Origin of the sequence: Aquimarina sp. AD10 (assembly GCF_003443715.1) — a bacterium.
Taxonomy (GTDB): Bacteria; Bacteroidota; Bacteroidia; order Flavobacteriales; family Flavobacteriaceae; genus Aquimarina; species Aquimarina aggregata.
The window spans coordinates 3,423,599-3,450,191 of record NZ_CP031965.1 but is presented as its reverse complement, the minus strand read 5'-3'; the positions used below and the strand labels follow the sequence as shown (position 1 = coordinate 3,450,191).

Sequence of the window (26,593 nt, the reverse complement as noted above, 5' to 3'; positions counted from 1 at the left end):
TTTTTCACTCATATTTATCTTTTTCTTACTGCGTAGCGTTACTATGAAGCGCAAAAACACACTTCAATTGATCAAAAAATTTTAAACCACTTCTATATGAGATATCGTAAACTAGGAAATTCTGAATTAACAATAAGTGAGGTTTCTTTTGGATGTATGTCCTTAGAAAGTGAAGCTATTGCCAAAGAACTTATTCATTACGCTATAGATAAAGGGGTTAATTATTTTGATACAGCAGATTTATATCAAAGTGGAGAGAACGAGGTAATGCTAGGTAAATCTATAAAAGGCATTCGAAACGATCTTATTATCGCAACTAAAGTGGGTAATCAGTTGCGTAACGATCATAGTGGTTGGGATTGGAACCCCAGCAAGAAATATATAATTGAAGCCGTAGAGAAGAGTTTACTAAGGTTACAAACAGATTATATTGATCTTTATCAATTACATGGCGGAACCATAGATGATCCTATTGATGAAACAATTGATGCATTCGAGACTCTTAAAAAATCAGGTAAAATTCGATATTATGGTATTTCTTCAATACGACCTAATGTTATAAAAGAATATGTTAAAAGGTCAAATATCATAAGTGTTATGATGCAATACAGTTTATTAGATAGACGACCAGAAGAAGAATGCCTGGATTTATTATTGAAAAAGAATATTGGGGTCTTAACCAGAGGAACAGTAGCCAAAGGATTACTTGCGGGTAAGCCTGTAAAAGCGTATTTGGAACATGATGAGGCTCAAGTTGCATCTGCAGTAGCGATTTTAAATCAAATTTCTAAAGGAGGTAAAACAATGTGTCAAAGTGCAATTAACTATGTGTTAGCACATCCGGCTATTACTTCTGCAGTTTTGGGAGCTCGTTCAAAAGATCAGTTAAAAGAATGTTTACAGTACGATAATGATCAAAACCTATCTGTAGAAGATATGTTGGTGTTAAAAAATGGTGTAACACAAAATAGATATACAGCACATAGATAAGGATCTGCTTTTTAAAAAATATGCTGTAACAGTCTGTTTTTAGAGTACGATTGCATCCATTCGGTCGAAATAGCTATGATGTTACTCTAGTTTTATCAAAAAAATATAGATATATGAAATCATTTGAATTTATAGATCTAATTCTGTTTTTAGGAATTAGTCAAGGTATCTTTTTGGCAGTGACAATTCAGATGATTCGTAACAGGAATAAAGGTGCAAATAAAATCCTGTCCTTAGTGCTGTTATTAGCAGTTCTTATGTTGTTAGGAAGATTGGTTTATTTTAAATTTTTAACACCAAGATTTTTACAATGGACAGTATTAGTAGATACAGTTATTTTTATTTTTGGCCCACTATGTTACGAGTATTTTAGGCGAATAGCATTTGCTAATAATGATACGTTTAAGCTACCTAAAATACATTATTTATTAGCACTATTACATTTTTTATTTTTTTGTTATACCATATCATTATCAGAAGAAACATTTTCAAAAAAAATGAATTCAGGATTTTTCAGGATTCCTTTTTTTGTTATCGAAGGAGTTGGGGTTATAGCTAATTTCTATTATTGGATACTTAATTTTAAGCTACTAAAAAAGTATATTAAAGAAGAAAAAAATGCAGTTTCTTATCATCAAAATTTATTGTCATTTTTAAAGTTTTTTCAGATAGCTGTAGGTGTTTTTTTAATGATGTGGGCCATAAACTATATCGCAATTTATTTCTTTAACCACTCAATACAATTTATAGGGTATAATTCTATGTGGGGAGCCATATCCATCTTTATTTTTGTAGTAGGTTATTACAGTCTTAAAGAACCAGAACTTTTTAGAATGCCTTTTCAAAAAGAGAAAGTAAAACTATCAAAACGTTTACCGCAAGATGAAATAATTTCTTTGGGAAAAAAATTAGATGACTTAATCAAAAAAGAAAAAATATTTTTGAAACCTGATTTAACGCTTAGAGATCTTGCAATAAGGTTAAATACATCTTCACATAATGTATCATGGTATCTTAATACTATCTTAAGAATTAATTTTTATGATTACATCAATCGCAATAGAGTTCTTGAGTTTTTAAAACGTATTGAAAAAGAAGAGCATCTTAATCATACGATTCTTGCTATTGCTATGGAAGTGGGTTTTAATTCAAAATCTACCTTTAATAAAGCGTTCAAATTAGAAATGAATACAACGCCTAGTAATTATATAAAAGGATTAAAAGCAGCCTAAAAAAAGGTACGAGTATATCCAAGCTGTCGATTTTTGTGATAGTCTAAGTTAGTTTCGAGCTTAACTTAAAAATCACTTATCATGAAAACATGTATTAAAAACAGTAGTGCGAAAACAATTCTTTTTTTCGCTGTAATGGGGTTGTCTATTATAGTTTCTTCTTGTTATGGAGATGGTTTTGATCCGGAACTCGAAGTAGAAACATTTGTCACAGATTTTGCCGGAAATGACGCTGTTAGTGTCGATAAATTTGGGAATGTTTATGTTTCTGAATTTGGTCAGTTTGTCGGAGCGAATGGAAACGGAACAAGAGTGTTTAAAGTGTCTAAAAGTGGTGATGTCACAGAGTTTGCAACAGGTCTAACAGGTCCTTTAGGAAATGCAATTGATGCACAAGGTAATCTTTACGTTGTTAATGGAAGCGGAGACGGAGCAGGAGACATTCTGAAAATCACACCAGACGGATCTCAAACTGTTTTAGCAACTATTAATGGATTTCCTTCTGGTTTAACATTAGATCATCATAAAAATATTTATGTATCAAATTTTGGCACACCAACAGTTCATAGAATTACACCTCAAGGAGAAGTGACTGTATATGCGTCAGATCCTAGATTAGCAGGTGGAGTAGGAGTTGATTTTGATCGTAAAGGAAATCTTATTGTCGGTAATTTTGCAACTGCAGATATCTTATCCATCAACCCAGAAGGAATTGTTACACTAATTGCTACTATTCCTAATGCCGTAGTTAATGGTTTTGGAATTGGCTATATAACCGTTGTCGGTAATTCTGTTTTTGCGACTGGTATTGGCGTAAATAAAATATTTAGGGTTACTCTAGATGGTCAGGTAGAAGAATTTGCTGGTAATGGCAATGCCGCGGTGGTAGATGGTCTTATTAACGAAGCTTCTTTTAATGGACCTAATGGGATAACTGCAGATAAATATGGTAAGGCACTTTATATTTCAGAATTTGGAGGAACAGGTGCTCTAAGAAAAATAAAGCTAAGATAGTAGGTATTTATTATTTAATAAACTGATATTTAGCGTTTTGTAGTAAAATCAATTTGATATCTTTAAATAGGTAAATTTTAATCTTAAAACCAGTTATTATGTTACAAACAATTTTAAATCGTCAAGGAGTTAAGCAACTAGACAAAAATCAACAACAAATTATCAATGGTGGTGGGGGACTAAATTCATTTTGTCACTCTGGTGATGATTGCGATTATCCCTATATCTGTGCGGGATGTATATGCAGACCTGTCGGAGGTCCAGTATAAAATTTAATAACTTTATAAAAGTCTAGAATGAGGTCTCATTCTAGACTTTTATTATTGAAACCTATTTTTTAAATAGGTTTTTAGTTAAATTTTTCACTTTATACTCAAGACATCTTTACAAAAGATGTGTTCGAGTGTATACAATCGGTCGTATATATAAAGTATATTTAAGTAATTTTGCATAAATGTCTAGTAGCGTATAATGCAGTCTTTTAATGTTATTCATTTTATTCTTTTTATAGGAATTAGTCAAGGTTTTTTTTTGGCGATCGTAATTCAAATTATACAACATAAAAATAAATTAGCAAATAGGATATTATCCCTGATTTTGATAATTGCATGTGTAATGTTGATTGGACGGTTCTTCTTTACTATAGGAACAAGTCACAAATTGTTTTTTAGGATAGGTTTATTTGTTGACGTATTAGTCTTTGTGTTTGGTCCCTTACTTTATCTCTACTTTAGAAGATTGATCTTTAATGAAATAACGAAACATAGATTATCGTATTTTACTTTTGTACCCGCAGTTTGTATGTTGATATATCATTTTTGGACGTATCAATATTCTTATGGTGAAATAGTTATAAAGGCTACAATTGGAGAGCTTACTATTCCTTTTTTAATTATTGAAACTACTGGAATACTCTTTAACCTGTATTACTGTTATTGTTGTTTTCAACTTATAAGAAAATATCAAAAAGAGAAAAAGAAAAATTTATCCTTTGCTCAAAATCTTCTTCCTTTTTTAATAGCCATTTTGGTTACTGTAGTGGTGTTTTTAATATTTTGGATCATAAGTTACTTATCGTATTACTTTCTAGAGATTTATTCCCCCTTTGTTAGTTATAATTCTATTTGGATAGCTGTTTCTATTTTTATTTATGTGATAGGGTTTTATAGTCTAAAACAACCAGATTTTTTTAGAATGCCTATTGAAAACAAAAAAGAAAGAAAAAGCAAAAATAGATTAGAAGGTACAGCATTAAAAGTACTTTCAACTGATCTGGAAAATATAATGATGAATGAAAAAATATATTTAGATCATAAATTAACGCTTGTAGAACTTGCAAACCGACTTAATACCTCTACGAATAATGTGTCATGGTTACTTAATAATATTCATAAAAGTACCTTTTATGACTACATCAATCAATATAGAGTAAAAGAATTTATACAAAAAATCCAAAACGGAGAGCATCACGACCATACTCTTTTTGCATTATCTCTGGATTCAGGATTTAGTTCTAAATCTACTTTTAATAAAGCATTTAAAATGTTTGTAAATGATACACCGAGTAATTATATAAAGAAATTGGACTTAGTATAGATGTGTTTTATTGTATACCTACGGTCGATTTTTAAGGTTTTTGAAAATACATTTATCAAAACTTTAAAAACTCAAAAAAATGAAGGTATTTCGTAAAGAAAGTTTAACAAAAATTATTTGGTTTACATCATCCTTATTGATCGTATTACTACTTTCGTCATGCTATGGTGATGGTATTCGTCCGGACCCACAAGTTGAAACATTAATTAACAATTTTGCTGCAAATGGAGCAGTATCGATAGGTAAAAATGGCAATGTATATGTTTCAGAATACGGTAGGTTTGTAGATACTGGAGGAAGTGGTACTCGTGTCTTTAGACTATCACCAAAAGGAAAAATTTTAGATACAATCCAAGGTTTATCTGGTCCTTTAGGTACTGCGCAAGATTCTAAAGGAAACTTATATGTAAATAACGCTAACAATACTATTAATGGTCAGGTATTAAAAATACAACCCAATGGAGATCGTAAGGTTATTGCTACTATTGATGGTTGGCCTAGTAGTATGACTATTGATCATAAGGATAATTTATTTATATCTAATTATACAGCTCCAACGGTACATAAGATCTCTTCTGATGGAGAAATAACTGTTTATGCTAATGATCCTAGACTTTTAGGAGGTGTTGGTATTGATCTGGATAGTAAAGGGAATGTAATCGTAGCCAACTTTTATACTGCTGATATTTATAGCATTGATCAAAATGGACAAATTTCACTAGTTGCTAATATTCCAAATATAGTAATACAAAATTTTGGTATTGGATATATCACCATAGTAAATGATGTAATTTATGCTACGGGAATAGCCGTTAATTACATTTTCAAAGTTTCATTAGATGGGGTTGTAGAGATTATTGCAGGTAATGGAGAGCCTAAACAAGTAGATGGGCCTTTGCTAGAAGCTTCATTTACGAACCCCAACGGAATTGCATTTAATAAGTATACAAGAACTTTCTATATATCAGAATATACGGGAGTTGGAGGATTACGAATTATAAAACTATAGTAAGAAGTCTACAATTTATTTCAAATTTATTAAAACCGATTAGTATGTTACAAACAATTTTAAATCATCAAGGAGTTAAGCAACTAGACAAAAATCAACAACAAATTATCAATGGTGGTGGGGGACTAAATTCATTTTGTCACTCTGGTGGTGATTGCGATTATCCCTATATCTGTGCGGGATGTATATGCAGACCTGTTGGAGGTCCAGTATAGGTTTAAAAAAGAACAATAAGGCAAATTCTTACGAAAACAGGATCAGAATGTTTGCATTCTGATCCTGTTTGATTTTATATTGAATCCCTATTGGATTTTATGTAGAATATTAAGTATCAAAATATTAAATCCTGCTATTGAAGAATTGTTTTGATTAAATTCGTTATGATAATGATTATAAATACAATTAAGGTTTTCATGTGGTTAGGATTTAGATAAAAATAGCTTTACAAAAGTATAAGCGTGATTAAACAAATCAGATGCAGAACCACTTTTGTTCATAAGTAAAGAAATAGATAAATCGTATTCTGGAAATAATATAAACACAGAGGTTGCTCCGTATGCAACACCGGCATGATGTAGTATTTGGACATCACGTTTATCATTAAAAATAGATTGAATAGTGTCATTACGCCATCCAATAGCATAATTTTGCTTATTCACCTTTCCGTTGTTTAAGATAATAGGTTGTATTAATGAGGTTACAATAGTATCATTTAGTATTTTCTTGTTTAAAAAAGCGTTACCTAAAGTTACCAGATCACTTGGTGTTGCAATAAATCCTCCACCAGCCCATTTATTACTGTTGTTGACCTTGAAAACTTCTTTGTATTGATTGTTCTCGACTTCGTAGAACTTAGATAAATTTTTTGGATTAGTAGATGGTTTTTCTGTTTCAATATGAATCTTTAAGGGATCAAATACATCAGTTTTCATAAAATCTGGGAATTCCTTTTTTGTAACACATTCAATCATTGCACTTAACAAGGTGTAATTATAAGAACTATAGCTAAAATCAGAACCCGGAGTAAATAGTAATTTATCTCCATTAAATACTTCGATACTGTTTTTTGCGGTTTGATATTCCTTGGTGTTGTAATATTCCCAGATCGGAAAACATAAACAAGTCCCGTAATTACGAATTCCTGAAGTATGCGAAGCCAATTGTTTTACCGTAATTTCTGAAAGATTAGCACTACTATAAGGAATAATTTCTTTGACTTTAGTGGTGAAATCTAGTTTGTTATTCTGAATTAGAACACCTAATCCGATCGAAGTTACAGCCTTAGAAGTACTACCTATTCTGAATTTTGTGTGTATGTTAGCTTTTATTGATTTTTCAATGTCTTGATAACCAATAGCGTTAGACCATATAATTTTGTCATTTTGACCAATAGCAACAGAGAAAGCTGGTGTCTTAAGTTGGTTAAAAATGCTTGTAAGTAGATGATCTGCTTCTTTTAAAATTGAATCTTTATGTTGTTTAACTGGCCGTAATTGATTGGTTTGAGGATATGGAGACCACCCAGTATTGTAAACTAGGATAGGTTCAAAAAGATAAAAGCAAGTTGGTAATACTATGATTATTATTAGAATTATGATTGTCTTTTTCATTTTCTATGTTTAAAATTAGGCATAAGTGTTCCCTCTTTATTGAAGAATTACTCAATAAATGTCCTGAAGTATTTCGTGTTGAGTTGCTTATGAATTCTGATTCATTTCTGTTTGCTTTTCTTTAAGCATTTCAGAAACTTTGTAAAGCAGGATGATTTCTAAAATTATTGTTGGTGTAAGTACAAACATTCCTAGAAATGATAATACAATAGTGACTAGTAAACTATAGGTAACGATTTCAAAAATGCCGGTAACAGTTGCAATTGTTCCTAATCCATTTTTTAAGCGTAGTACAGATATTCCAAATAATATCCCGATGATACCAAAAGTAACAGCTTCTGCACCCATTAAAACTTCAGTGTCAAATGTTCCAAAATAAAGAGATAAAATATCATAGGCATAAAATATACAATTGATAAAAACAACAATAAAAGCGGTGATACGAAGCAAATAATTTTTAAAGATTTTTCCTGTAAGAATAAATCCACGAGTAAACAATAGAACAGATGTAAGGATGACTAATTTTAGAAGGATGTAAACAATGTTGTTAATGATCATTTCATCTTGAGCATACCTAAGATAATCTATGGCAAACTCTCCAAATCCAAGTAAGAAGTAGATGATACCACTAATCCATGCAATAGAAAGTTGTCGAGTAAGAAAATTAGCGTTCTTTTGGTCATCAATTTCAAGTAAAAATAGTTTTTTAAACTCTTTTGTAGCAGTAGAACTTTCTGTTTGAATTTTTTCTAAATCATAATCTAAGGCCGATAAAATTGTCTTTACAGTATAGCTTCTGGGCATTACCTCTCCAGCTTCAATACGTTGTATAGTACGAACACTAATGTTACATTGTTCTACAAGTTCTTCTTGTGTAAGTCCTTTTGACTTTCTGAGTTCAGATATTTTTAAACCTAATGCTGGCTGTTTCATGATTCTTAAGTTTTTAGTTGTATTCTGGTGATCACTAGAACTTGGTTTCATTTTCTTCAGCAATATTAAATTATAACATTAGTTTGTCAAATATTTTAGCTTGTCTTTGACCCGCCATTTACCCGCCAATTGGGATATAGATAGAAGTTTCAAAGCTTTTGGGTTTTTATTTTGAATTCGAAATATAGGAATTATTCTATTGGGATGAGGTATTGATTATTTAAGAAATTAATTTTTATCAATACTTTGTTATGTGTTTTTTAAGCACTTTTAAGATTAGATCTTGAAGATAGTATTCTGATTAATACATATATGTTTCGGGAAAAAATATTGTTTTTTGTAAGCTAGATAGTCTACATTAGTTTTGATTAATGCGCCTTAGTTTAAATTGTTAAGTAATTACAGATTGATCACTTTATTTTGAATGGTATGAGCAAACTTTAAGGTATTAAAAAATCTTTTTCCTTTAGGCTCTTATTGTTAATGTCTTTAGATATCCTTTAACCTCAATGAACATAGCTTCTTTACTATTCATGTCATCAATATTATTACAATAATGATATCCAAAAGAATAATTCATAGAAAATTCTTCTATATCGATCAATTCAGGGTTGTTCTTGTAGTTCTCTATTTCTTCAATAAACCTTCTTCTTAAGTTGGCATAATTTATTGCATAAAGTTTATCGTTATTTAGATCATCGATAAATTGATTCACTGTATTGTTTATTTTTTTAATCTGCTTCCAGGTTCCTTTTAAAAAACTAAATTCTTCTCTTCTATTCATAATTTTGTTGGTCATATTGTTAGAATTATGATTAAAATTAAAAATATATACTCCATTATAAAGTGTTTGACGGTAAAACACCTAAAAACTATCGTTAAAATACAATTTTTTATCGATGAATGGTTTTTAAAAGTTTAGAATCTAATTTCAATACCTTTAAAACAAGAAAAAGAAAGATTGTTCTTACAAAATTAACAGGTGCCACTAATTAGACTGTGGTCTTGTATAAGATATATTCAATTTACTAATTCTCAAGCTTTAGTGGTTGTAAAACCTTTAATGCTTTGTCCACAGATTTTATGTGTTCAAAAGTTAGTAATAAGCGTAACCCATTTCTGGTTTGTTTTTCTTTCATTTTACAAACACCAGGATTCTTTTGTACAAATTGAAGTACTAAAGAGAACGCAGGAGTCTGGTAAAAACCAGATTGTTGATCACTAATAAAATATCCAATTAATTTGTTTTGTTTCAGAATTACTTTTTCCAAGCCTATGCCGGTTGCAATCCATTTTATTCTAACAGAATTTAATAAATCTAACGCTTGGTCTGGTAGTTCGCCAAAACGATCAATTAATCTCAATTCATAGTTTTGCAAGGCTTCTTCATCTTTTATTCCGTTAAGTTCGGTATAAAGATTTAATCGTTCTGTAATATTGTTAATGTAATCATCGGGAAACAACAGTTCAAAATCGGTATCAATTTGGGTATCTTTTAGATATACTTTTTCTTTGGCTTCATCTTCATAAAGTTCGGCAAACTCATTTTCTTTAAGTTCTTCGATAGCTTCATTTAGAATTTTCTGATAAGTATCAAATCCAATTTCATTAATAAAACCACTTTGTTCACCACCCAACAAATCTCCTGCACCTCGTATCTCAAGATCTTTCATAGCGATGTTAAATCCACTTCCAAGTTCAGAAAATTGTTCTAGAGCAGTAATACGCTTGCGTGCATCTTCTGTCATGGCAGAATAAGGAGGTGTGATAAAATAACAGAATGCTTTTTTATTGCTCCTACCCACACGACCTCGCATTTGATGCAAATCAGAAAGTCCAAAATTATTGGCATTATTAATAAAAATAGTATTAGCATTTGGCACGTCTAAGCCACTCTCCACAATAGTAGTAGAAATTAAAACATCAAATTCACCATTCATAAAAGAAAGCATTAAACTTTCTAATTTTTTTCCTTCCATTTGTCCATGTCCAATACCTACTTTAGCATCAGGAACAAGACGTTGTACCATACCTGCTACTTCTTTTATATTTTCAATTCTATTATGAATAAAATATACTTGTCCACCACGTTGTATTTCATAGCTAATGGCATCTCTAATAGTTTCTTCGTTAAATCGTATCACATTGGTTTCTATTGGATATCGATTAGGAGGGGGAGTAGTAATTGTTGATAAATCGCGGGCTGCCATTAAACTAAATTGTAATGTACGCGGGATAGGGGTGGCGGTTAATGTTAGTGTATCTACATTTTCTTTAATCGTTTTAAGCTTGTCTTTTACAGATACACCAAATTTTTGTTCTTCATCGATCACCAATAATCCAAGATCTTTAAATTTTACACTTTTATTGACCAGTTGATGCGTACCAATAATAATATCAACTTTTCCTGATGCTAATTCTTCTAATGTTTCTCTTTTTTGTTTAGCTGTACGGAAACGGTTTACATAATCTACTGTTACCGGGAAATCTTTAAGACGTTCTCTAAATGTTTTTGCATGTTGAAAAGCAAGAATTGTAGTAGGAACAAGAATAGCGACTTGTTTACCATTATCAACGGCCTTAAATGCAGCTCGTATAGCAACTTCTGTCTTACCAAATCCAACATCTCCACATATCAAGCGATCCATCGGGCGTTCACTTTCCATATCCGATTTTACAGCTTCTGTGGCGGTACTTTGATCGGGAGTGTCTTCATAGATAAAAGAAGCCTCAAGTTCATGTTGTAAATAGCTATCAGGGTTATACTGAAACCCTTTTTGTAACTTTCGCTTTGCATATAGCTGAATGAGGTTAAACGCTATATGTTTTACACGAGCTTTGGTTTTTTGTTTAAGAGTTTTCCAAGCTTTTGAACCTAACTTATAAATTTGAGGAGGTTTACCATCCTTACCGTTATACTTAGAAATTTTATGCAGAGAATGAATGCTCAAGTATAGTACATCCCTTTCTCCGTAAATTAATTTTATAGCCTCTTGCTTTTTACCTTCAACATCTATTTTTTGCAGACCTCCAAATTTTCCTATTCCATGATCGATATGGGTGACATAATCACCAACCTCAAGATTTGTAAGCTCTTTAAGGGTAATAGCTTGTTTTTTGGCGTATCCATTTTTTAGATTGAACTTGTGATAACGCTCAAATATCTGATGGTCGGTATAACAAGCAATCTTTTGATTGTGATCTATAAAACCTTGAAAAGCAGAAAAAACAATGGTTTCATATTGTTTTACATCAAGATCGGCATCATCAAAAATATCATGAAAACGTTTTGCTTGCTGCTCACTCACACAGAAGATATAATTCTTATATCCATTTTCATGATTTTCATTTAGATTTTGAATCAGTAAATCAAACTGTTTATTAAACGATGGTTGAGGCTTAGTATCAAATTTTATGGCATAATCTGCTTTGGTAAAAGGTCGGTCTCCAATTTCTACTAATGTAAACTCTAATAATTGTTTTTTAATAAGTTCTGAAGTGGCAAAAAGTTCGTTTGGTTTACCATGTTTTATATCTTCTGATAATGTTTTAAAAGCCACTTCGGCTTTTTCAAAATTTTTATCAATTCTAGCAGAAAGTAAATCAATATCCTTGGCAAGAACTACCGTTTTTGAAGCAATATATTTTAAAAAGCTCTCTCGAGTTTCTTGCATGGCTTTATTTTCGACATTTGGAATTACCGTAATTTTTTTAATTTGATCTGTAGATAATTGAGTTTCTACATCAAATGTTCTTATACTATCGACTTCGTCTCCAAAAAACTCGATTCGATAAGGTTTGTCATTACTAAAAGAAAAAACGTCTACAATCCCACCACGTACCGAAAATTCTCCTGGTTCTGTTACAAAATCTACTCTTTGAAATTGATATTCAAATAAAACTTCATTTATAAAATCAAGAGATAAGGTGTCATTTACGCTTATTTTTAGTGTATTTTTTTCCAGTTCCTTTCGGGTAACTACTTTTTCGAATAGAGCATCGGGATAGGTAACGATTAAAGCTGGTTTTTTGCGAGAATTAATTCGGTTAAGAACTTCTGCTCTAAGTAGTACATTAGCATTATCGGTTTCTTCTATTTGATATGGTCTACGATAACTACCTGGATAGAACAAAACATTTTTGTCACCCAGTAATTGTTCAAGATCATTTAGATAATATGCTGCCTCTTCTTTATCGTTAAAAATGCATAAAAAGGGTTGTTCACTAGTTTCAAAAATGGCAGTAATTGCAAAAGAAAGAGAAGATCCTAGTAGGCCTTGTAAATGTACTTTTGCTTCAGATTGGGCAATAGCTTTTCCCAGTTTCTGTACTTGCAGAGACTGTGAAATGGTTTGCGAGATTAAAGTAGTGCTCACTAAGCGGGTATTTTAGCACAAATATAATATTTTAAGTATTTTATAGAATGTTATATAAGCGTAAAATTCTAAAGAGTTTTTCAAGATAATTCGTTAGTAAAACTTTGAGCTATGCTTTTAACCCATGAGATAGTTTCATCATCGTTTTTAAAATATTTATTGGCTTCGATACCTATTTCAGCTAAAATACTAGTGTCCTCAATAATAATATTTAATTCTTTTTGAGTTTGGTTGATGATATCAAATGGGTTTTCAGAAAAAAAACGTTTTACCACTTCTTGATCATTCAGATTATCGAGATCTGCACTTGAGAAATATCCGGTAAGAAATTGAAACAAAAAGGGGTACTTTACTTCTAACATACTTTATTATTCAGTTTAAAAACCCTCAAATCCAAATATATTAAATTCAATTTTTAGATACGAGGGTTTTTGGTTTTTGATGCATTAAAATATTAATTTGGGTATGATGTCAATACATAATATCCATTTGGAGCACTTGATCTTTTTTGTAAGATCACTCTAAATTTTCTTGAAGGATTTGGATTATTTTGCCCTCTCCTTAATACAACACCTATATTTCTTCTATGTGTATAGCTTAATGTAAGTCTGGAACCACCGCCACTTAACCAATTATTAATTCGAACCCTATTTGTGTTAATAGCATTTACGATTACTTGTCCAGCTTGGTTTAACTCATAGTATGTACTGGCGGCACTAATTGAACTTGTATTTAATCTATTGCGAAGGTATGCTGTGGACTTTCCTACATGTCGCTCGATAGTATGACCACCTAAACTTTCTTGTTGTCTTAAAAAGGTTGAATTTTTTGAAGGGAATAGGTTTTCTTCTTTATCTAGCTGTTCTATAGATACGACCGTACTGTCATCGTTTTTTTCGCAAGAAGAAAAAGAAGATATGATCACTAATCCTAAAACAAATAGTTTTAAGAAGTAATTGATTTTTGGAAATTTCATGAGTTTGATTTTAAGATTAAAATAAACTCTGGCCGGAGTTGAACTTTGTTTCAACTAAAATATAGTATAAATAGCTATACAAGATAACCAAAGGATTAGGCTTTGGTTATGGTAAAGTTAAATACGCAAGAATGATAAAGAGAATTTCTATTTTATAATATGCTTTTAAAGCATTTTAATAATTGATCAAAATCGGCTTCAGAGTTATACACATTCGGAGAGATACGCATGGCATTTCCTCTAAAAGACACAATAATGTTTTCTTGTTTTAACTTTGTTTTTAATTTATCTACATCTAGATGTTCAGGAAAATAAACCCCAAGAAGATGATGTGCCCTATGGAGATCATTTTCTATAAAGCATCCAAGATCTCTAAGCTCATTAACTGCGTGGGCAGAGATTTTTGTACAATAGTCTTGTATGTTTTTAGGCTGCCATTGGATTAATTGGTCAATGGCCTTTATCATCATGGGGGTAAGTACAAAATTACTTGCTTCACCTACAGCATATCGCGCTGCTTTTTCATGATAGCGATCCTCATATTTAGTGAGTCCTGTAAAATCTTGACTGTTGTAACGATTCATCCAATTATGCTCGATAGGTGTTCCGTTATTAAAAGCATCACTATAGTAGGCCATCCCAATAGAATATGGACCAAGTAACCATTTGTAACCTCCACAAATTAATGCATCTGGTTGAATTTCTTGTATAGAAAAAGGAAATGCACCTACACTTTGTGTTCCATCTATGACAAGCATTGCGTTATACTGTGTAGCTTTTTCTCGTATAGTTTTTAAATCAAACAAAGTACCATCTGCCCAATGCACTTGTGCCAAAGCAATAACAGCTGTTTTTTGTGTTATGGCATCGAGTATATTTTGATTCCATTTTGCCCCTCGGTTTTCAAAAGTTTGAGGAGGTTTAATGATTTTTATTGTAGCTTCTTTTTTCTTAGCAAGTTCTTGCCATACATATACATTGCTAGGAAATTGTTCATCGACTAGGAGTATTTCATCTCCTTTTTGGATAGGAACATTATTGGCAGCATTTGCAATACCATAGGATACCGAAGGTATACTCACTACATTCCTGTAATCTGGAGCATGAATTAAAGTGGCAAAACGTTGTTTTAAAATCTCTTTATCAGTAAAAAAATCATCAGGTAAAATTGTATTAGGTTGCCCTTTTCGAGCTACAGATTCTAACCCAGCTTTGGTTACAGATTTTAATTGTGGAGCCATATATGCTCCGTTTAAATAGGTAATATTTTCAGAAAGGTCAAAGAGGTGTTTTTGATTTTGCATGTATACTTCTTAATTTGAAGTTTAAAATTAGAATTTCTATAGCGTATGCAAAAGTGTTTATGAAAATATTAGGAATGTTTAGTTATTTTGATTAATTCTTGGTGTAGGAAAAAAAGGTAAAAAAATTATATCTTTTTACCTTTTTTAAAATTTTTCGTTTTAGTTATGATTAAGGACGACCATCTTCAGTAAAAGGATTATCCTCATTAGTTTTAGTCGAAATACCGGTGCATGTTTGACCTTGGGATTCAGTATCGTCTACTAAAGTAAACCCTCCTTTAATACGATTCAAATTATTTAGTTTGGTAATGGTTATTTTGTGTAAACTTAATTTTTTGTTTTTCATTTTCTTTATTTTTAATACAAAATGCCTGAATAACAAAACCACTTACTATTCCTGAAGACATTATATTTATATGAACTCAAAGGTAAGCAAGAATACTGTTAAATTTTACTTTTTTTATGGTTTTACACCTGTTTTTCAGTGAAAACGGACTGCAGAATAATAAGATAATTTGCTTGTCTTCAGTGTTTTTGAGTTGTTTTGAGTTGTTTTTCTAATTCCTTTATAAAATAAGAAGGATGAATGCCATTTTGTTTGTAAAAAGCTTTGGAAAATGCATCAGTAGTGTTAAATCCTATTTCTTCTGCAATGGCTTTTATCGTGTAGTTTCTAAATTTAGAATCTGTTTTTAACTTTATTATAGATTGATGTATTCTTAAATCATTGATGTAATGATTAAATGATTTCTCTTTATAGGTATTGATAATTTTCGACAAATATTTGGAATTCGTTCCAAATTTTTTTGCTAGAAGGGTTATGGACAAATCGGATCGCATAAAACCCAGCTCATTTTCAAAAATTGTTAATTTGTTAAGAATTTCTTTTATACTTTCTTCGGGAATAGTGAGCTTTGTTTTTTTCTTCTGTATTATAGTTTTTGTATCGTGCTCTTCAGGAGCATCCTTTTTGTGATAAAGTTCTTCAAATCGTCGTTTATATTTTTTTTGCCGCTTCCTATTAATTAACCATAAGATAAATAACGATAAACAAACGATTCCTAAGATGCTAATAATAGTATACGATGTTTTTTTCCCGGTTTCTAAACTATCTATAATTTTTTGTTTTTCTGACAGCAACCTTGGGGTGTCATAATTTTGTACAACCTCTTTTATTAAATATCTATAATTGGTATGTAATATACTATCAACCGTAATTAACTGCTGGATATATTTTAACTGATTATCCTTATCACCTAATTTTTTGTAATAATTGATTAAGATCTCATAATTTTCGCGATTATTGGGCATAATCTCATCGATTTCTTGAAATATCTCATCAACTTTAATATGTGAACTAATAGCATCTTTTTCTTGACCTAACGCACTTAATGTTTTTCCATAAAAAAAGTAGGCCATCGAAAGATTGGCTTTGTCCCCATTAATTTTAAACTCTTTAATAGCGTTTGCTAGGCTATCTCGAGCTATTGCAAAATCTTTTTTATCAAATAGATTAATACCTTCGTTTAATGTAAAGTAATGCCTAAAATCTTCATCTTTAAAAGTTATAGATTCTGTATATCCAAGAACATTAATATACGTAGCCGAATCTAGCTTCTTATTTAAGTTATAAGCATCTGATAATGCAAATAATGTTCTTAAATAGTTTCCTGGTTTTTCCTTTTTACGTTTTGAAAAATATTGATAACATTGTCTAAGTTCTTTTAATGCAGTTGGATATTCACCTATCCTACTTTTTAAGATGCCTATACTTTTTTTGCTAGCATAAAATAAATGAGTATTTCCGGACTTTTTTGCTTTTTCGTTGGTTTTAAGGTACAAGTCAAGGGCTTTTTTGAAATTCCCTTTATTGTATTCCATTTTACCTTTGTTAAAATAAGGTAGAGCAGGATATAGTTTTGTATTTAGGTTTTTTGAGTATAGAATCATACTATCTAAATATTTTTCTATAGTTTTTTCATCTTTGGTAATAATTGAAAAAAAGAAGAATCCATTAACTATTTTAACGGTGTCTATATCAATTTTTGCCTTATTGAGATATGATTTGGCATATAATATTGCTTTTGAAGAGTCTTGGGTACTTTTATATACCATTTTTTTTAAGTACGAGTACTCTTTAGTCGATAAACTATCAGAAGGAGCCTGATAAGCAAAAAGATCGGCGTTATTAAATAAGAGAAGTATAGTGAGAAACGAAGTGAAAAAGAGTTTTATATTTTTTTGAAAAAATGCAATAACACACGACATTTATAAGAAATTTTTACTCTTCAAATTTACAGATTTAAAGAGGAAAAACCAATTTTGATTTTCTTGATTTCTAAATATCGTTTCCTTGTATGTATTGTTGCAAATTAGGATAAAGTAAGTCTTCTCTATTTTAAAAGATATTGAATTCTTGATAAAGATTTAAATTTTTGATAGTCATTGTTTTATATTAATTTGTTAATAGTTAATTTTTTGAAAACATACCGTGTTTTCACTGAAAAGCGATTTGCTTCATTTGTTTTTTTTCTGGAACGGCTTTTATATTTGTTATAAATCGTATTAAGAAATAAAGACAGAACTCTTGGATGTCTATAAATGATCAGGAGGGATACAAATCATTAAATAATTCAAGGTATGTTAACAGAAATTTTAAATTTAAAAGGAGTAGAAACTTTAAGTAAAAAGATTTTAATACAAGTTAATGGAGGTAATGGTTGTGCTTGCGGAGGTAGCGGTACTGGAGGAAACGAAAGTGGTAATGGTGAAGGAGGACAATGTCATGAATGTTAAGATTTAATGATAGGTAAATCAAAGAAACCCAACATTGAAACCTATAAGTACTAATTTTTAACGATAAGGTAAGCGATTAAGTAGTTGCTACAATTACAAGCAAAGGCTAGACTATAAATAGTTTAGCTTTTGTGTTTTTAAAAATGAGTTTGCTTTTACTAATTCCACATAAAATTACAAGTTCTTGATTTAATTTTTTTGTATTTAAAGATAATCCAACGTCAGAAAGTTTATTACATCTAGATGTAATATCTAAATAATATAAATAAAAAATAATTGGGTAACATATTCATTTTCTAACACATAAATATATGATGATAATTGTAGAAACATAAGAAAAAGAGAATACAGCTTAAGAAAACCAATAAACCACACAAATTATAATTATGAAAAACTTGAATAGTACCACAATGTTATGCTATGATCGAACAAAGATTATTTTTGTTTTAGCATTTTTTTGGTTAATCAATTCGAATGCACAAAATGCACAAAACGGACATCTTGTTCCTACTATAAAAAGCCCAAATACAGCTACTTTGGGAACCTATGGGGAAACCCCAGTAAACCTTTTTACTGGCACACCTAATATTTCTATTCCGATCTATAACTTAATATCGGGTAATATAAACGTACCAATATCACTAAGTTATCATCCTTCTAATGTTAAACCAGCTATGCTCCCGGGTTGGGTAGGTTTTGGTTGGTCCTTAAATCCCGGAGGAGCAATTACAAGGACTTTTCGAGGTTTTCCAGATGAACAGTATGAAAAAGGGTTAACCGTAGGGAATACAAATACCTACTATCCATTTCCAGAAGAATCAGGGTTAAATGATATTGATAATCCTCCTGGAGGAGATCTTTTAAATCGAGCTTTAAACTGGAATAGTAAAGATTTTTTAGGTTCCTTGCCTAGTAATAAATTTGATGTTTTGGCTGACGAATTTAATTTTAATTTCCTTGGATATTCAGGTAAATTCTACTACTCAGGCAAAGATAAAGGTTGGGAGGTAGTATCCGATCAAAATATTAAAGTTGAGTTTATGGATGAGTTTATTTATAGAAATGAAATCATTGATATTATTGAAGAATACGAACCTAGTAATGATGTAGATGGTTTTATATATTTTCAACCTCGTTTTTTTGGTAAATTTAAGATCACAACACCAGATGGTACCCAGTACGAATTTGGTGGGCATGATGGGGTTGAATTGACGTCACAATACGCCCAAAGAGATAAATTCTTTGTGATTAATAGTTGGGTACTAACCAAGATTACAGATATAAATAATAATGTCGTAAAGTTTGAATATAAAAGAAGTAACCCTACCTGTCAACTTGCTTTTGGGGCTACCTCAGGAGGTGCTAGTTTTGATGGTACATCTAGTGGTTTTATGGATTTGGATACCGCTAATTTTTATGGTCAAACCATTGGTAATCTTGAGACTAGTCTAGATGGCTATTATAATTGGGGACTTTACTTAACAAAAATAAGCAGTTCAATAATTGATATCGAATTCTCCTCAGATCGAGCTAACAGCTTTACTTATACCGAACAACAATTAAAAAACTCTAATGATCAAGCGAATAGTCCAACAGCATTATGGCTAATTGATAATGATATAAATAATCTAAAAGGAGAAAAACTAAACGAAATAAAAATTAAAAACAGATACAATCTAGGGGGGCGGTCTGAAGAGGTACATAAGTTTGTTTATGATCCAAGTCCTACACAGAGATTGACCCTAAACTCATACTATACTGAGGAAGGCAGAGTGGATGAGAAAAAGAGATATGATTTTGTGTATAATGATATGGACAAATATACCCCTTCGTGCGACGGTAATTATTCTGATCATTGGGGGTACTATAATAATGAAAATGCAGCAGGAAGATCTCTTTTAGAGATATATAATATAAAAAAAACAAGTAGTAATAATGATTTTTCATCTAGAGGCTTATTGACCCAAATAACGTACCCAACAAGGGGATATACTAATTTTATTTGGGAATCAAATGACTACTCAAAAGTTGTTAACCCTAAAAGAGATCAACTGGTAAATTCTAATTTCCTTAATGGTTTTACAGGAGGAAATAGGATAGCGCAAACAAAAAGTTATGATCATACGGGGACTTTAATTACGAACAAAAAATACCATTATAAAAAAGGTTTTTATCAAGGTGCTATAATGTCTGGATTAGAATCAAGTGGGGTACTTAATGCCATTCCTCATTATGGTTATAATTATACAAGAACTACAAATTTCGGGGATCCTTCTGCCGCATCAATCAGCCACACCTCTTTCCATTCTCTGACCAATTATGGGTATACAGGAAAAGGGTCTCACGTAGGGTATGATGAAGTAGTAGAAGAATACATGGATGGTTCTTATACCAAGTACTTTTTTACAAACTATGGTACTGACCTAAACGGAGTATCTCATTTTGACCATCTACCAGCTTATTATACTGGGTATATTCCTGAAGAAGACCCTTATATGCCACATTCTTTATTAGAAATGGAAAGAGGAAAGGAAACAGGAGTCTTTATGTATAATAGTGATAACACTCTGGTGCAAAAAACGATAACTACCTATAGAAATGACACTGCTCGTTTTAATTCTTATATAAGAAAAATACCATCTTTTGTTGTAGAAGGAAATACTTCAGGATTTCTCTTACTTGCAACTGCATTAAAAGAATATACCTATTCGTATTATCCTATTAGCAAGGAAACTACTTCATATGACTTGGATGGTGGCAGTCCTGTAACTGTAACAAATCAATACGTCTACAATTCGTTTAATCAGGTTATAGAACAAAAAGAAACCACAAGTGATCAAAAAGAATTAAAAACACTGATTAAGTATCCAACAAACTATACTGCTAGTCCATATGCAGAAATGACTGCTAAAAATTATATTTCACCTGTTATAGAACAAACTGTTAAAGAGAATGAAATACAAATTAGCAAGACCATCACAAATTATAACGAAAATAATGGATTATATCTGCCATCAAGTGTACAAACTCAAAAAAACAGTAATTCTACCCTAGTGAATGCTATGAATTTTCAAAAGTATCAAAAAGATAAAATAGTTGAATATAAAGCACTGAATGGTCCTGAGAATGTATTGTTATGGGGGTATAATAAGCAATACCCTATTGCAAAAATTGAAAATGCTTCTTATGCTGAAATAGCAACAGCACTGGGCATGACAGAAACTGAGTTAGCAGCTATTAACGAACAAGATGTCGAAACGATAGAAAGTTTGCGAAGCCTTCTTCCTAAGGCTATGATTACCACATATACGCATAATCCTATTTTTGGGGTAACTAGCATTACCGATCCTAGAAATTATAGTATGTATTATCACTATGATGATGTAGGTAAACTAAAATATGTAAAGGATGATGGAGGTAAAATCTTGTCGTATAATCAGTATAACTATAAAAACTAAAGCCATGGGTAGAAAGATAATATATAGTTTTTTGATTTTGATGGTTTGCATGTTATTAAGTTATAGTAGCAGTGCTCAATGTAATGGTGCAAATATTTCAAATGGTCCGATTAATTTTCCTAAGCAGGGAGGAAATACTGCTACTAGTATCACTTTTTCAAGTCCCTGTAACGCTCCAAATGTCACTATTCACAATGTTCCTAGTTGGGTAACCATAAATCAAAGCGGCTCAGGGGGTACTTATTTGACTATTACTTGTGAGGCCAATTCTGGTGCGGCAAGACAAGCAGGTATTTCTATCCGTAATAATGGTTCGACAACAGGAGGGTTTTCTATTAATCAAGAAGGTACTGGTGGAGGTGGAGGTGGTCCTGACCCTGATCCATGTGTTATTAATGGGTTCCCAGGGAGTATATCATTTCCAGTGGCTGGTAGTACTAATGATTATCCATTAACTACTACTAATTGCCAGAGCATATCTGATCTAACTTTTAGGACTTCTTCTGGAGGAAGTATACCTTCTTGGGTTACAATTACAAAACCTCAAACCAATATAATACGTATTAAAATCAGCCCAAATACAGGGGCACTACGATCTGTTATCATCTTAGGAACTTCTGCTGCCAATGGAACAACTATTGGTACCAATATTAGTCAGAGCCCTTGTCTAAAAAACTGGTATATCGATAAGGATAAAGATGGATTTGGAGATAAGAACCAAACCAATATATTATGTGAAATTCCTAATGATGGAAACACGTATGTAGAGGATAATTCTGATTGTAATGATGATAATCCTTTAATAAATCCAAACACAGTATGGTATGAAGATGCAGATAATGATGGATTTGGAGACCCTAATACACAAATTACCCAATGTGAACAGCCAACAAACTATGTAGATAACGATGATGATCTTTGTGTAGGTATAACAGGCAGTTCATCAGGATGTATTGTCAATACATGTAATGGTGCTACGTTAGACCCTTCGCCCATTGATTTTCCTATACAAGGGGGAGTTATGTATACTACCATCAGTTTTTCAAGCCCTTGTAGTTCTATAAATCTCAGCATAGACAACATACCTAGTTGGATTACTATACAAAAGTTGGGTAATGGCACCTATTTTAAGATTACTTGTGAACCTAATACTGATAACTTAAGTCGCGGAGCAGGTGTTCCTATACGCAATCACAACTCTATTGTTGGAGGGTTTTTAATTAGTCAAGATGGTACAGACGGTCCCTATATCGATGTAGACCCTAATCCGGACCCAAATGCAAATTGCACAGTAACAGGGTTTCCTACTAATGTAACATTTCCGCATGATGGAGATATATACGAGTACACCCTTACTACTACAGACTGTAATTATGCGGCATATTATTATACATTCACTCATAATGGAGGTGAAGTCATCCCATCTGATTTTGTAACAATTTCACAGCCTGAGGCTAATAAAATTAGAATCTGGTGTAAACCAAATACAGGAGTACCTAGAAGTATAATAGTTTCTGCAAGATCAACAAAAGATAATGTTTTTAAAGGATTTACAATATCTCAAGCTACTCCCTGTTCTACAGAGATTTTATATATAGACAAGGATAAGGATGGATATGGTGATATAAATGGATTACTTCAAGTTTGTGAAGAGCCTCTAGAATGTGAAGTATATGTAAGTAATAATCAAGATTGTAATGATGAAGATTATCTTATTAATCCAGATACTAAGTGGTATTTAGATACGGATAATGATGGGTTTGGAGATCCAGACAGTACTCCCATTGTACAATGTAACCAGCCTGTTGGGTATATTAATAACCCCAATGATTGGTGTGCGGGTAGTGCAGGAAATGATTATGGGTGTCCTGAGCAACCTGTAATCACGGATGAAAACTATATCCTCACTATGGTACCACAATCCTCGCAGAATAATCTATTAGACACAACTGATGATTACTTTATTAAAAATATTACTTATTTTGATGGACTGGGAAGGGCCAAGCAATCAATCACTAAACAAGGAGGAGGTAACAAACAGGATATTATTACTCCAGTAGTATATGATACGTATGGAAAACCTGCTAAGGAGTATCTGCCATATGCAAATCCTGTGTCAGGTACACCATCTCTGGTGCTGCGAGATCATAATCAATTGATTACTAATTTAAACAATTATTACGCAACAAAATATCCCGAAGATATTGATGTAGCTAATACCAATCCATATGCAGAGAAGGTCTTTGAAAGATCACCACTTAATAGGGTGCTTGAGCAAGGAGCTCCCGGTAAGGACTGGCTTGTAAACCCTAATAGCAACACAGATCATACCATTAAATTAAATTGGGGAGCTAATTCTACTGATGAGGTGATTTATTTTGATGTCACTTTTGAAAATAATGATACAGAAAAACCACAATTACTACAAAGTAATCATTACACCACTAACGAACTCCTTATTACGGTTACTAAAGATGAGAACTGGCAACCTGTAGATGGAAATAATCATACGACTCAGGAGTATACCGATAAACAAGGGCGTATTATTTTAAAAAGAAATTATAATGAGGGTATTCCCCATAATACACATTATGTTTATGATCGCTTTGGTAATCTTACTTTTGTTATTACTCCTAAAGTAATAACTTCAGATGGGGTATCAGAAATTGAGCTTGCAGAGCTATGTTACCAGTACAAATACGACTTCAAAAATCGATTAATCGAAAAGAAAATCCCAGGAAAAGGCTGGGAGTATATTGTATATAATACACTCGATCAACCAGTATTGACTCAGGATGCAAATTTGAGAAGGGAAAATTCTGGTAAGCCTTGGGATCAATGGTTATTTACCAAATATGATGCTTTTGGAAGGACAGTATATACAGGATCTTCGATCAACAATAGTACCAGAAAAGTAATGCAGAGTCGGGCAAATTCATCTACCTATCAACCGTATGAAACCAGAGTTACAGCGCCTCTGACTATCGCAGGAACCGATGTATATTATACCAAGGATGCATATCCAACAAGTATATATAAAATTTACACTACTAATTATTATGATGATTACAATATAGGGGATCTAGTATCGCTGAACCCTAATACAACTACCATCACTTGGGAAGGAATGACTGCTACAGCCGAAGTAAAAGGATTGCCTACAGTGTCTCAAGTGCGGATATTAGATACAAATAAATGGATTACAACCGCGACCTATTATGATGATAAAGGTAGACCTTGGGAAACCATAGTTAAGAATGAATATTTAGGAACCGAAGATTATGTCCTTACCAAATTAGATTTTGTAGGAAAGGTTTTAAAATCTCATGCCGTACATATAAAAGGAGCCACTACCATCACAACAGTAGATACCTTTACTTATGATCATATGGGTAGGTTAATAGATCAAACCCAAAAGATCAATAATCAAGAAGAAGAACGTATTGTGAGTAACGTATATGATGAAATTGGACAATTGAACAAAAGGAATGTAGGTGGAACTGTCACCCCGAGCGGAGTCGAGGGGTTGCAAACGGTAGACTATGCTTATAATATACGAGGTTGGTTAAAAGAAATTAATGATGTTGCAACTTTAGGTAATGACTTGTTTGCTTTTGGAATTAATTATAATACTGCCACAGAAAGCCTAGGAGCAACTATGCTATATAATGGTAATATAAGTGAAACCCTTTGGAAAACTGCCAATGACAATACCAAACGAGCCTATGGGTACCAATATGATGCATTAAATAGGATTATTGCAGGTCGTAGTACTAGTGGCAACTATAATTTGAGTAATGTATCCTACGATAAAGTGGGTAACATTGAATCATTAAACAGAAATGGGCACCTGGATATAAATGCAACTTCTTTTGGAGAGATGGATCAATTGACCTATGACTATGATAGTGGGAACAAGTTGCTAAAAGTAACCGACGCAGCAAATCAGAACTTTGGTTTTAAGGACGGCACCAATACCAATGATGATTTTGAGTATGATGCAAATGGTAATATGATCCTGGATCAAAATAAAGGGATTACGAGTATCACTTATAACCATTTAAATTTACCTAAAACTGTGGCCATCTCTAATAGTGAAGGTGCAGGAACTATTTCTTATATTTACGACGCAACAGGAGCAAAACTTAAAAAAACTGCTCCTAGTGGAGGTTCTTTAACAACAACAGAGTATGCTGGTAACTATATCTATAAGAATGGAACATTAGAATTTATGAACCATCCAGAAGGGTATGTAGAACCAAATACAGTAGGCGAATATGACTATATCTATCAGTATAAAGATCATTTGGGTAATATCAGGCTTAGCTATAGTGATAAGAATAATGATGATGCTATTACAACAGATGAGATTGTAGAGGAGAAAAATTATTATCCTTTTGGGCTAGAACATAAAGGGTATAATAATGTTGTGAACGGTACTGAAAACAACCACCAAACATATCAAGGTAAAGAGCACGAAGGAGAACTTGGAAAAGATACTTATGCTTTTGGTTGGAGGAACTTCGATCCTGCAATAGCAAGATGGACTACTGTTGACCCATTGGGAGAAAAAAGATATGGACTAACACCATATAATTTTGTACAGAACAGCCCAATGTTCAGGATTGACCCTGATGGATTGACAGATTTTACATTAAATAAAAGAACAGGAGAAGTTGCCCAAGTTGGTGAAGCAAATGATCAGCCTGATAGAATATTAAAGACTAATAGAAGAGGTGAAGTAAGACATAGAAGAAATGGTGAAGCTAAAGTGGCCGTTGATGATATAGCACAGGGTATATTAAATGACGGGATGAATCTCAGGGACGAGAGTAATTTAATTGCCGTAGAAGGGGAAGGGCAACCAACACAAGGAGATGTCGAGTCTTTTGCTTTAAAATTATCTGGTTATGTTGGAAAGGAAATAGGAGGATCATATTTTTCAACGGATAATGACAATTCAATATCACATGTTAGTCTAGGAGCATACCAAAATAACAAGTTTGATGAAACTGGTAACCATGGGATAAATTTAAGAGGTCTTGTTGCTAACAGAGAAGAAGCAGCTCGTTATAGTATCCGTGGTGTATTCCATACACATCCTGGAACAAGTGGAGGAAATATTGCAAATTCTGATCGCTTAGTGCCATCTAGAGCTGATAGGGAATTTCGTAACAATGCATTAGAAAGTAATCCAAACTTATTTTTTATTTTGATTACACATCCTGAGAATATTGGTGGAGCATTCCCTAGAAGACTTGATTTCACAGTTGGATTCGATGTAGGAGATAGGTAAAAA

General features: G+C 32.1%; 19 protein-coding genes. 10 read left to right on the top strand and 9 right to left on the bottom strand.

The window, feature by feature from the left end; all coding sequences use genetic code 11:
* The first annotated feature begins 96 nt into the window (after window positions 1-96).
* From D1816_RS14370 to D1816_RS25695, 7 genes are all read left to right on the top strand, one after another.
* Window positions 97-990 (top strand): aldo/keto reductase, encoded by an 894-nt coding sequence (locus D1816_RS14370; RefSeq protein WP_118503709.1) that lies wholly within the window; start codon window positions 97-99, stop codon window positions 988-990.
* Window positions 991-1,103: 113 nt separating this feature from the next.
* Window positions 1,104-2,222: an AraC family transcriptional regulator gene (locus D1816_RS14365; protein WP_118503707.1), complete on the top strand. Its 1,119-nt coding sequence runs from the start codon at window positions 1,104-1,106 to the stop codon at window positions 2,220-2,222.
* An 81-nt stretch (window positions 2,223-2,303) separates the two neighbouring features.
* The gene (locus D1816_RS14360) at window positions 2,304-3,236 is read left to right on the top strand and encodes an SMP-30/gluconolactonase/LRE family protein (RefSeq protein WP_118503705.1); all 933 of its coding nucleotides are present in this window, start codon (window positions 2,304-2,306) and stop codon (window positions 3,234-3,236) included.
* Window positions 3,237-3,334: 98 nt separating this feature from the next.
* Window positions 3,335-3,505 (top strand): hypothetical protein, encoded by a 171-nt coding sequence (locus tag D1816_RS25700; protein ID WP_158597822.1) that lies wholly within the window; start codon window positions 3,335-3,337, stop codon window positions 3,503-3,505.
* Between the two features lie 202 nt (window positions 3,506-3,707).
* Window positions 3,708-4,832 carry an AraC family transcriptional regulator gene (locus tag D1816_RS14355; RefSeq protein WP_118503703.1) on the top strand — a complete coding sequence of 375 codons (1,125 nt, stop codon included), beginning with the start codon at window positions 3,708-3,710 and terminating at the stop codon, window positions 4,830-4,832.
* A 79-nt stretch (window positions 4,833-4,911) separates the two neighbouring features.
* Window positions 4,912-5,841, top strand: coding sequence for a hypothetical protein (locus D1816_RS14350; protein ID WP_118503701.1), 930 nt, complete (start codon window positions 4,912-4,914; stop codon window positions 5,839-5,841).
* Window positions 5,842-5,885: 44 nt separating this feature from the next.
* The gene (locus D1816_RS25695; protein ID WP_158597821.1) at window positions 5,886-6,056 is read left to right on the top strand and encodes a hypothetical protein; all 171 of its coding nucleotides are present in this window, start codon (window positions 5,886-5,888) and stop codon (window positions 6,054-6,056) included.
* Between the two features lie 204 nt (window positions 6,057-6,260).
* On the opposite strand, the gene D1816_RS14345 is transcribed toward D1816_RS25695, so the two are convergent.
* From D1816_RS14345 to D1816_RS14310, 9 genes are all read right to left on the bottom strand, one after another.
* Window positions 6,261-7,451 (bottom strand): serine hydrolase, encoded by a 1,191-nt coding sequence (locus D1816_RS14345; RefSeq protein ID WP_118503699.1) that lies wholly within the window; start codon window positions 7,449-7,451, stop codon window positions 6,261-6,263.
* An 87-nt stretch (window positions 7,452-7,538) separates the two neighbouring features.
* Window positions 7,539-8,384 (bottom strand): helix-turn-helix domain-containing protein, encoded by an 846-nt coding sequence (locus D1816_RS14340; RefSeq protein WP_118506263.1) that lies wholly within the window; start codon window positions 8,382-8,384, stop codon window positions 7,539-7,541.
* Between the two features lie 466 nt (window positions 8,385-8,850).
* Window positions 8,851-9,183, bottom strand: a complete 333-nt coding sequence (locus D1816_RS14335) for a hypothetical protein (RefSeq protein ID WP_066320311.1) — start codon at window positions 9,181-9,183, stop codon at window positions 8,851-8,853.
* A gap of 229 nt (window positions 9,184-9,412) precedes the next feature.
* Entirely contained in the window at window positions 9,413-12,760 is a 3,348-nt protein-coding gene (mfd, locus tag D1816_RS14330; protein ID WP_118503697.1) for a transcription-repair coupling factor, read from the bottom strand.
* 80 nt (window positions 12,761-12,840) lie between these two features.
* Window positions 12,841-13,122, bottom strand: coding sequence for a hypothetical protein (locus tag D1816_RS14325; RefSeq protein ID WP_118503695.1), 282 nt, complete (start codon window positions 13,120-13,122; stop codon window positions 12,841-12,843).
* A gap of 92 nt (window positions 13,123-13,214) precedes the next feature.
* On the bottom strand, window positions 13,215-13,736 hold the full coding sequence (locus D1816_RS14320) for an RNase A-like domain-containing protein (RefSeq protein WP_147405145.1): 522 nt from the start codon (window positions 13,734-13,736) through the stop codon (window positions 13,215-13,217).
* Window positions 13,737-13,888: 152 nt separating this feature from the next.
* Complete coding sequence (locus D1816_RS14315; RefSeq protein WP_118503691.1) at window positions 13,889-15,040, bottom strand: aminotransferase class V-fold PLP-dependent enzyme; 1,152 nt, start codon at window positions 15,038-15,040, stop codon at window positions 13,889-13,891.
* A 169-nt stretch (window positions 15,041-15,209) separates the two neighbouring features.
* The gene (locus tag D1816_RS25690; protein ID WP_158597820.1) at window positions 15,210-15,386 is read right to left on the bottom strand and encodes a hypothetical protein; all 177 of its coding nucleotides are present in this window, start codon (window positions 15,384-15,386) and stop codon (window positions 15,210-15,212) included.
* A gap of 179 nt (window positions 15,387-15,565) precedes the next feature.
* Entirely contained in the window at window positions 15,566-17,155 is a 1,590-nt protein-coding gene (locus D1816_RS14310; RefSeq protein ID WP_162900343.1) for a helix-turn-helix domain-containing protein, read from the bottom strand.
* A gap of 525 nt (window positions 17,156-17,680) precedes the next feature.
* Between D1816_RS14310 and D1816_RS25685 the strand changes: the two genes are divergently transcribed.
* From D1816_RS25685 to D1816_RS14300, 3 genes are all read left to right on the top strand, one after another.
* Complete coding sequence (locus tag D1816_RS25685; protein ID WP_158597819.1) at window positions 17,681-17,836, top strand: hypothetical protein; 156 nt, start codon at window positions 17,681-17,683, stop codon at window positions 17,834-17,836.
* A gap of 386 nt (window positions 17,837-18,222) precedes the next feature.
* Entirely contained in the window at window positions 18,223-21,294 is a 3,072-nt protein-coding gene (locus tag D1816_RS14305) for a hypothetical protein (protein WP_118503687.1), read from the top strand.
* Between the two features lie 4 nt (window positions 21,295-21,298).
* On the top strand, window positions 21,299-26,590 hold the full coding sequence (locus tag D1816_RS14300) for a DUF6443 domain-containing protein (RefSeq protein WP_158597818.1): 5,292 nt from the start codon (window positions 21,299-21,301) through the stop codon (window positions 26,588-26,590).
* The last annotated feature ends 3 nt before the right edge of the window (window positions 26,591-26,593 follow it).

Excerpts from the sequence above, each read along its gene's own strand:
- D1816_RS14370 (WP_118503709.1), top strand. The coding sequence starts at position 97 with ATGAGATATCGTAAACTAGGAAATTCTGAATTAACAATAAGTGAGGTT.
- D1816_RS14365 (WP_118503707.1), top strand. The coding sequence starts at position 1,104 with ATGAAATCATTTGAATTTATAGATCTAATTCTGTTTTTAGGAATTAGT.
- D1816_RS14360 (WP_118503705.1), top strand. The coding sequence starts at position 2,304 with ATGAAAACATGTATTAAAAACAGTAGTGCGAAAACAATTCTTTTTTTC.
- D1816_RS25700 (WP_158597822.1), top strand. The coding sequence starts at position 3,335 with ATGTTACAAACAATTTTAAATCGTCAAGGAGTTAAGCAACTAGACAAA.
- D1816_RS14355 (WP_118503703.1), top strand. The coding sequence starts at position 3,708 with ATGCAGTCTTTTAATGTTATTCATTTTATTCTTTTTATAGGAATTAGT.
- D1816_RS14350 (WP_118503701.1), top strand. The coding sequence starts at position 4,912 with ATGAAGGTATTTCGTAAAGAAAGTTTAACAAAAATTATTTGGTTTACA.
- D1816_RS25695 (WP_158597821.1), top strand. The coding sequence starts at position 5,886 with ATGTTACAAACAATTTTAAATCATCAAGGAGTTAAGCAACTAGACAAA.
- D1816_RS14345 (WP_118503699.1), bottom strand. The coding sequence starts at position 7,451 with ATGAAAAAGACAATCATAATTCTAATAATAATCATAGTATTACCAACT.
- D1816_RS14340 (WP_118506263.1), bottom strand. The coding sequence starts at position 8,384 with ATGAAACAGCCAGCATTAGGTTTAAAAATATCTGAACTCAGAAAGTCA.
- D1816_RS14335 (WP_066320311.1), bottom strand. The coding sequence starts at position 9,183 with ATGACCAACAAAATTATGAATAGAAGAGAAGAATTTAGTTTTTTAAAA.
- D1816_RS14325 (WP_118503695.1), bottom strand. The coding sequence starts at position 13,122 with ATGTTAGAAGTAAAGTACCCCTTTTTGTTTCAATTTCTTACCGGATAT.
- D1816_RS14320 (WP_147405145.1), bottom strand. The coding sequence starts at position 13,736 with ATGAAATTTCCAAAAATCAATTACTTCTTAAAACTATTTGTTTTAGGA.
- D1816_RS14315 (WP_118503691.1), bottom strand. The coding sequence starts at position 15,040 with ATGCAAAATCAAAAACACCTCTTTGACCTTTCTGAAAATATTACCTAT.
- D1816_RS25690 (WP_158597820.1), bottom strand. The coding sequence starts at position 15,386 with ATGAAAAACAAAAAATTAAGTTTACACAAAATAACCATTACCAAACTA.
- D1816_RS14310 (WP_162900343.1), bottom strand. The coding sequence starts at position 17,155 with ATGGTATATAAAAGTACCCAAGACTCTTCAAAAGCAATATTATATGCC.
- D1816_RS25685 (WP_158597819.1), top strand. The coding sequence starts at position 17,681 with ATGTTAACAGAAATTTTAAATTTAAAAGGAGTAGAAACTTTAAGTAAA.
- D1816_RS14305 (WP_118503687.1), top strand. The coding sequence starts at position 18,223 with ATGAAAAACTTGAATAGTACCACAATGTTATGCTATGATCGAACAAAG.
- D1816_RS14300 (WP_158597818.1), top strand. The coding sequence starts at position 21,299 with ATGGGTAGAAAGATAATATATAGTTTTTTGATTTTGATGGTTTGCATG.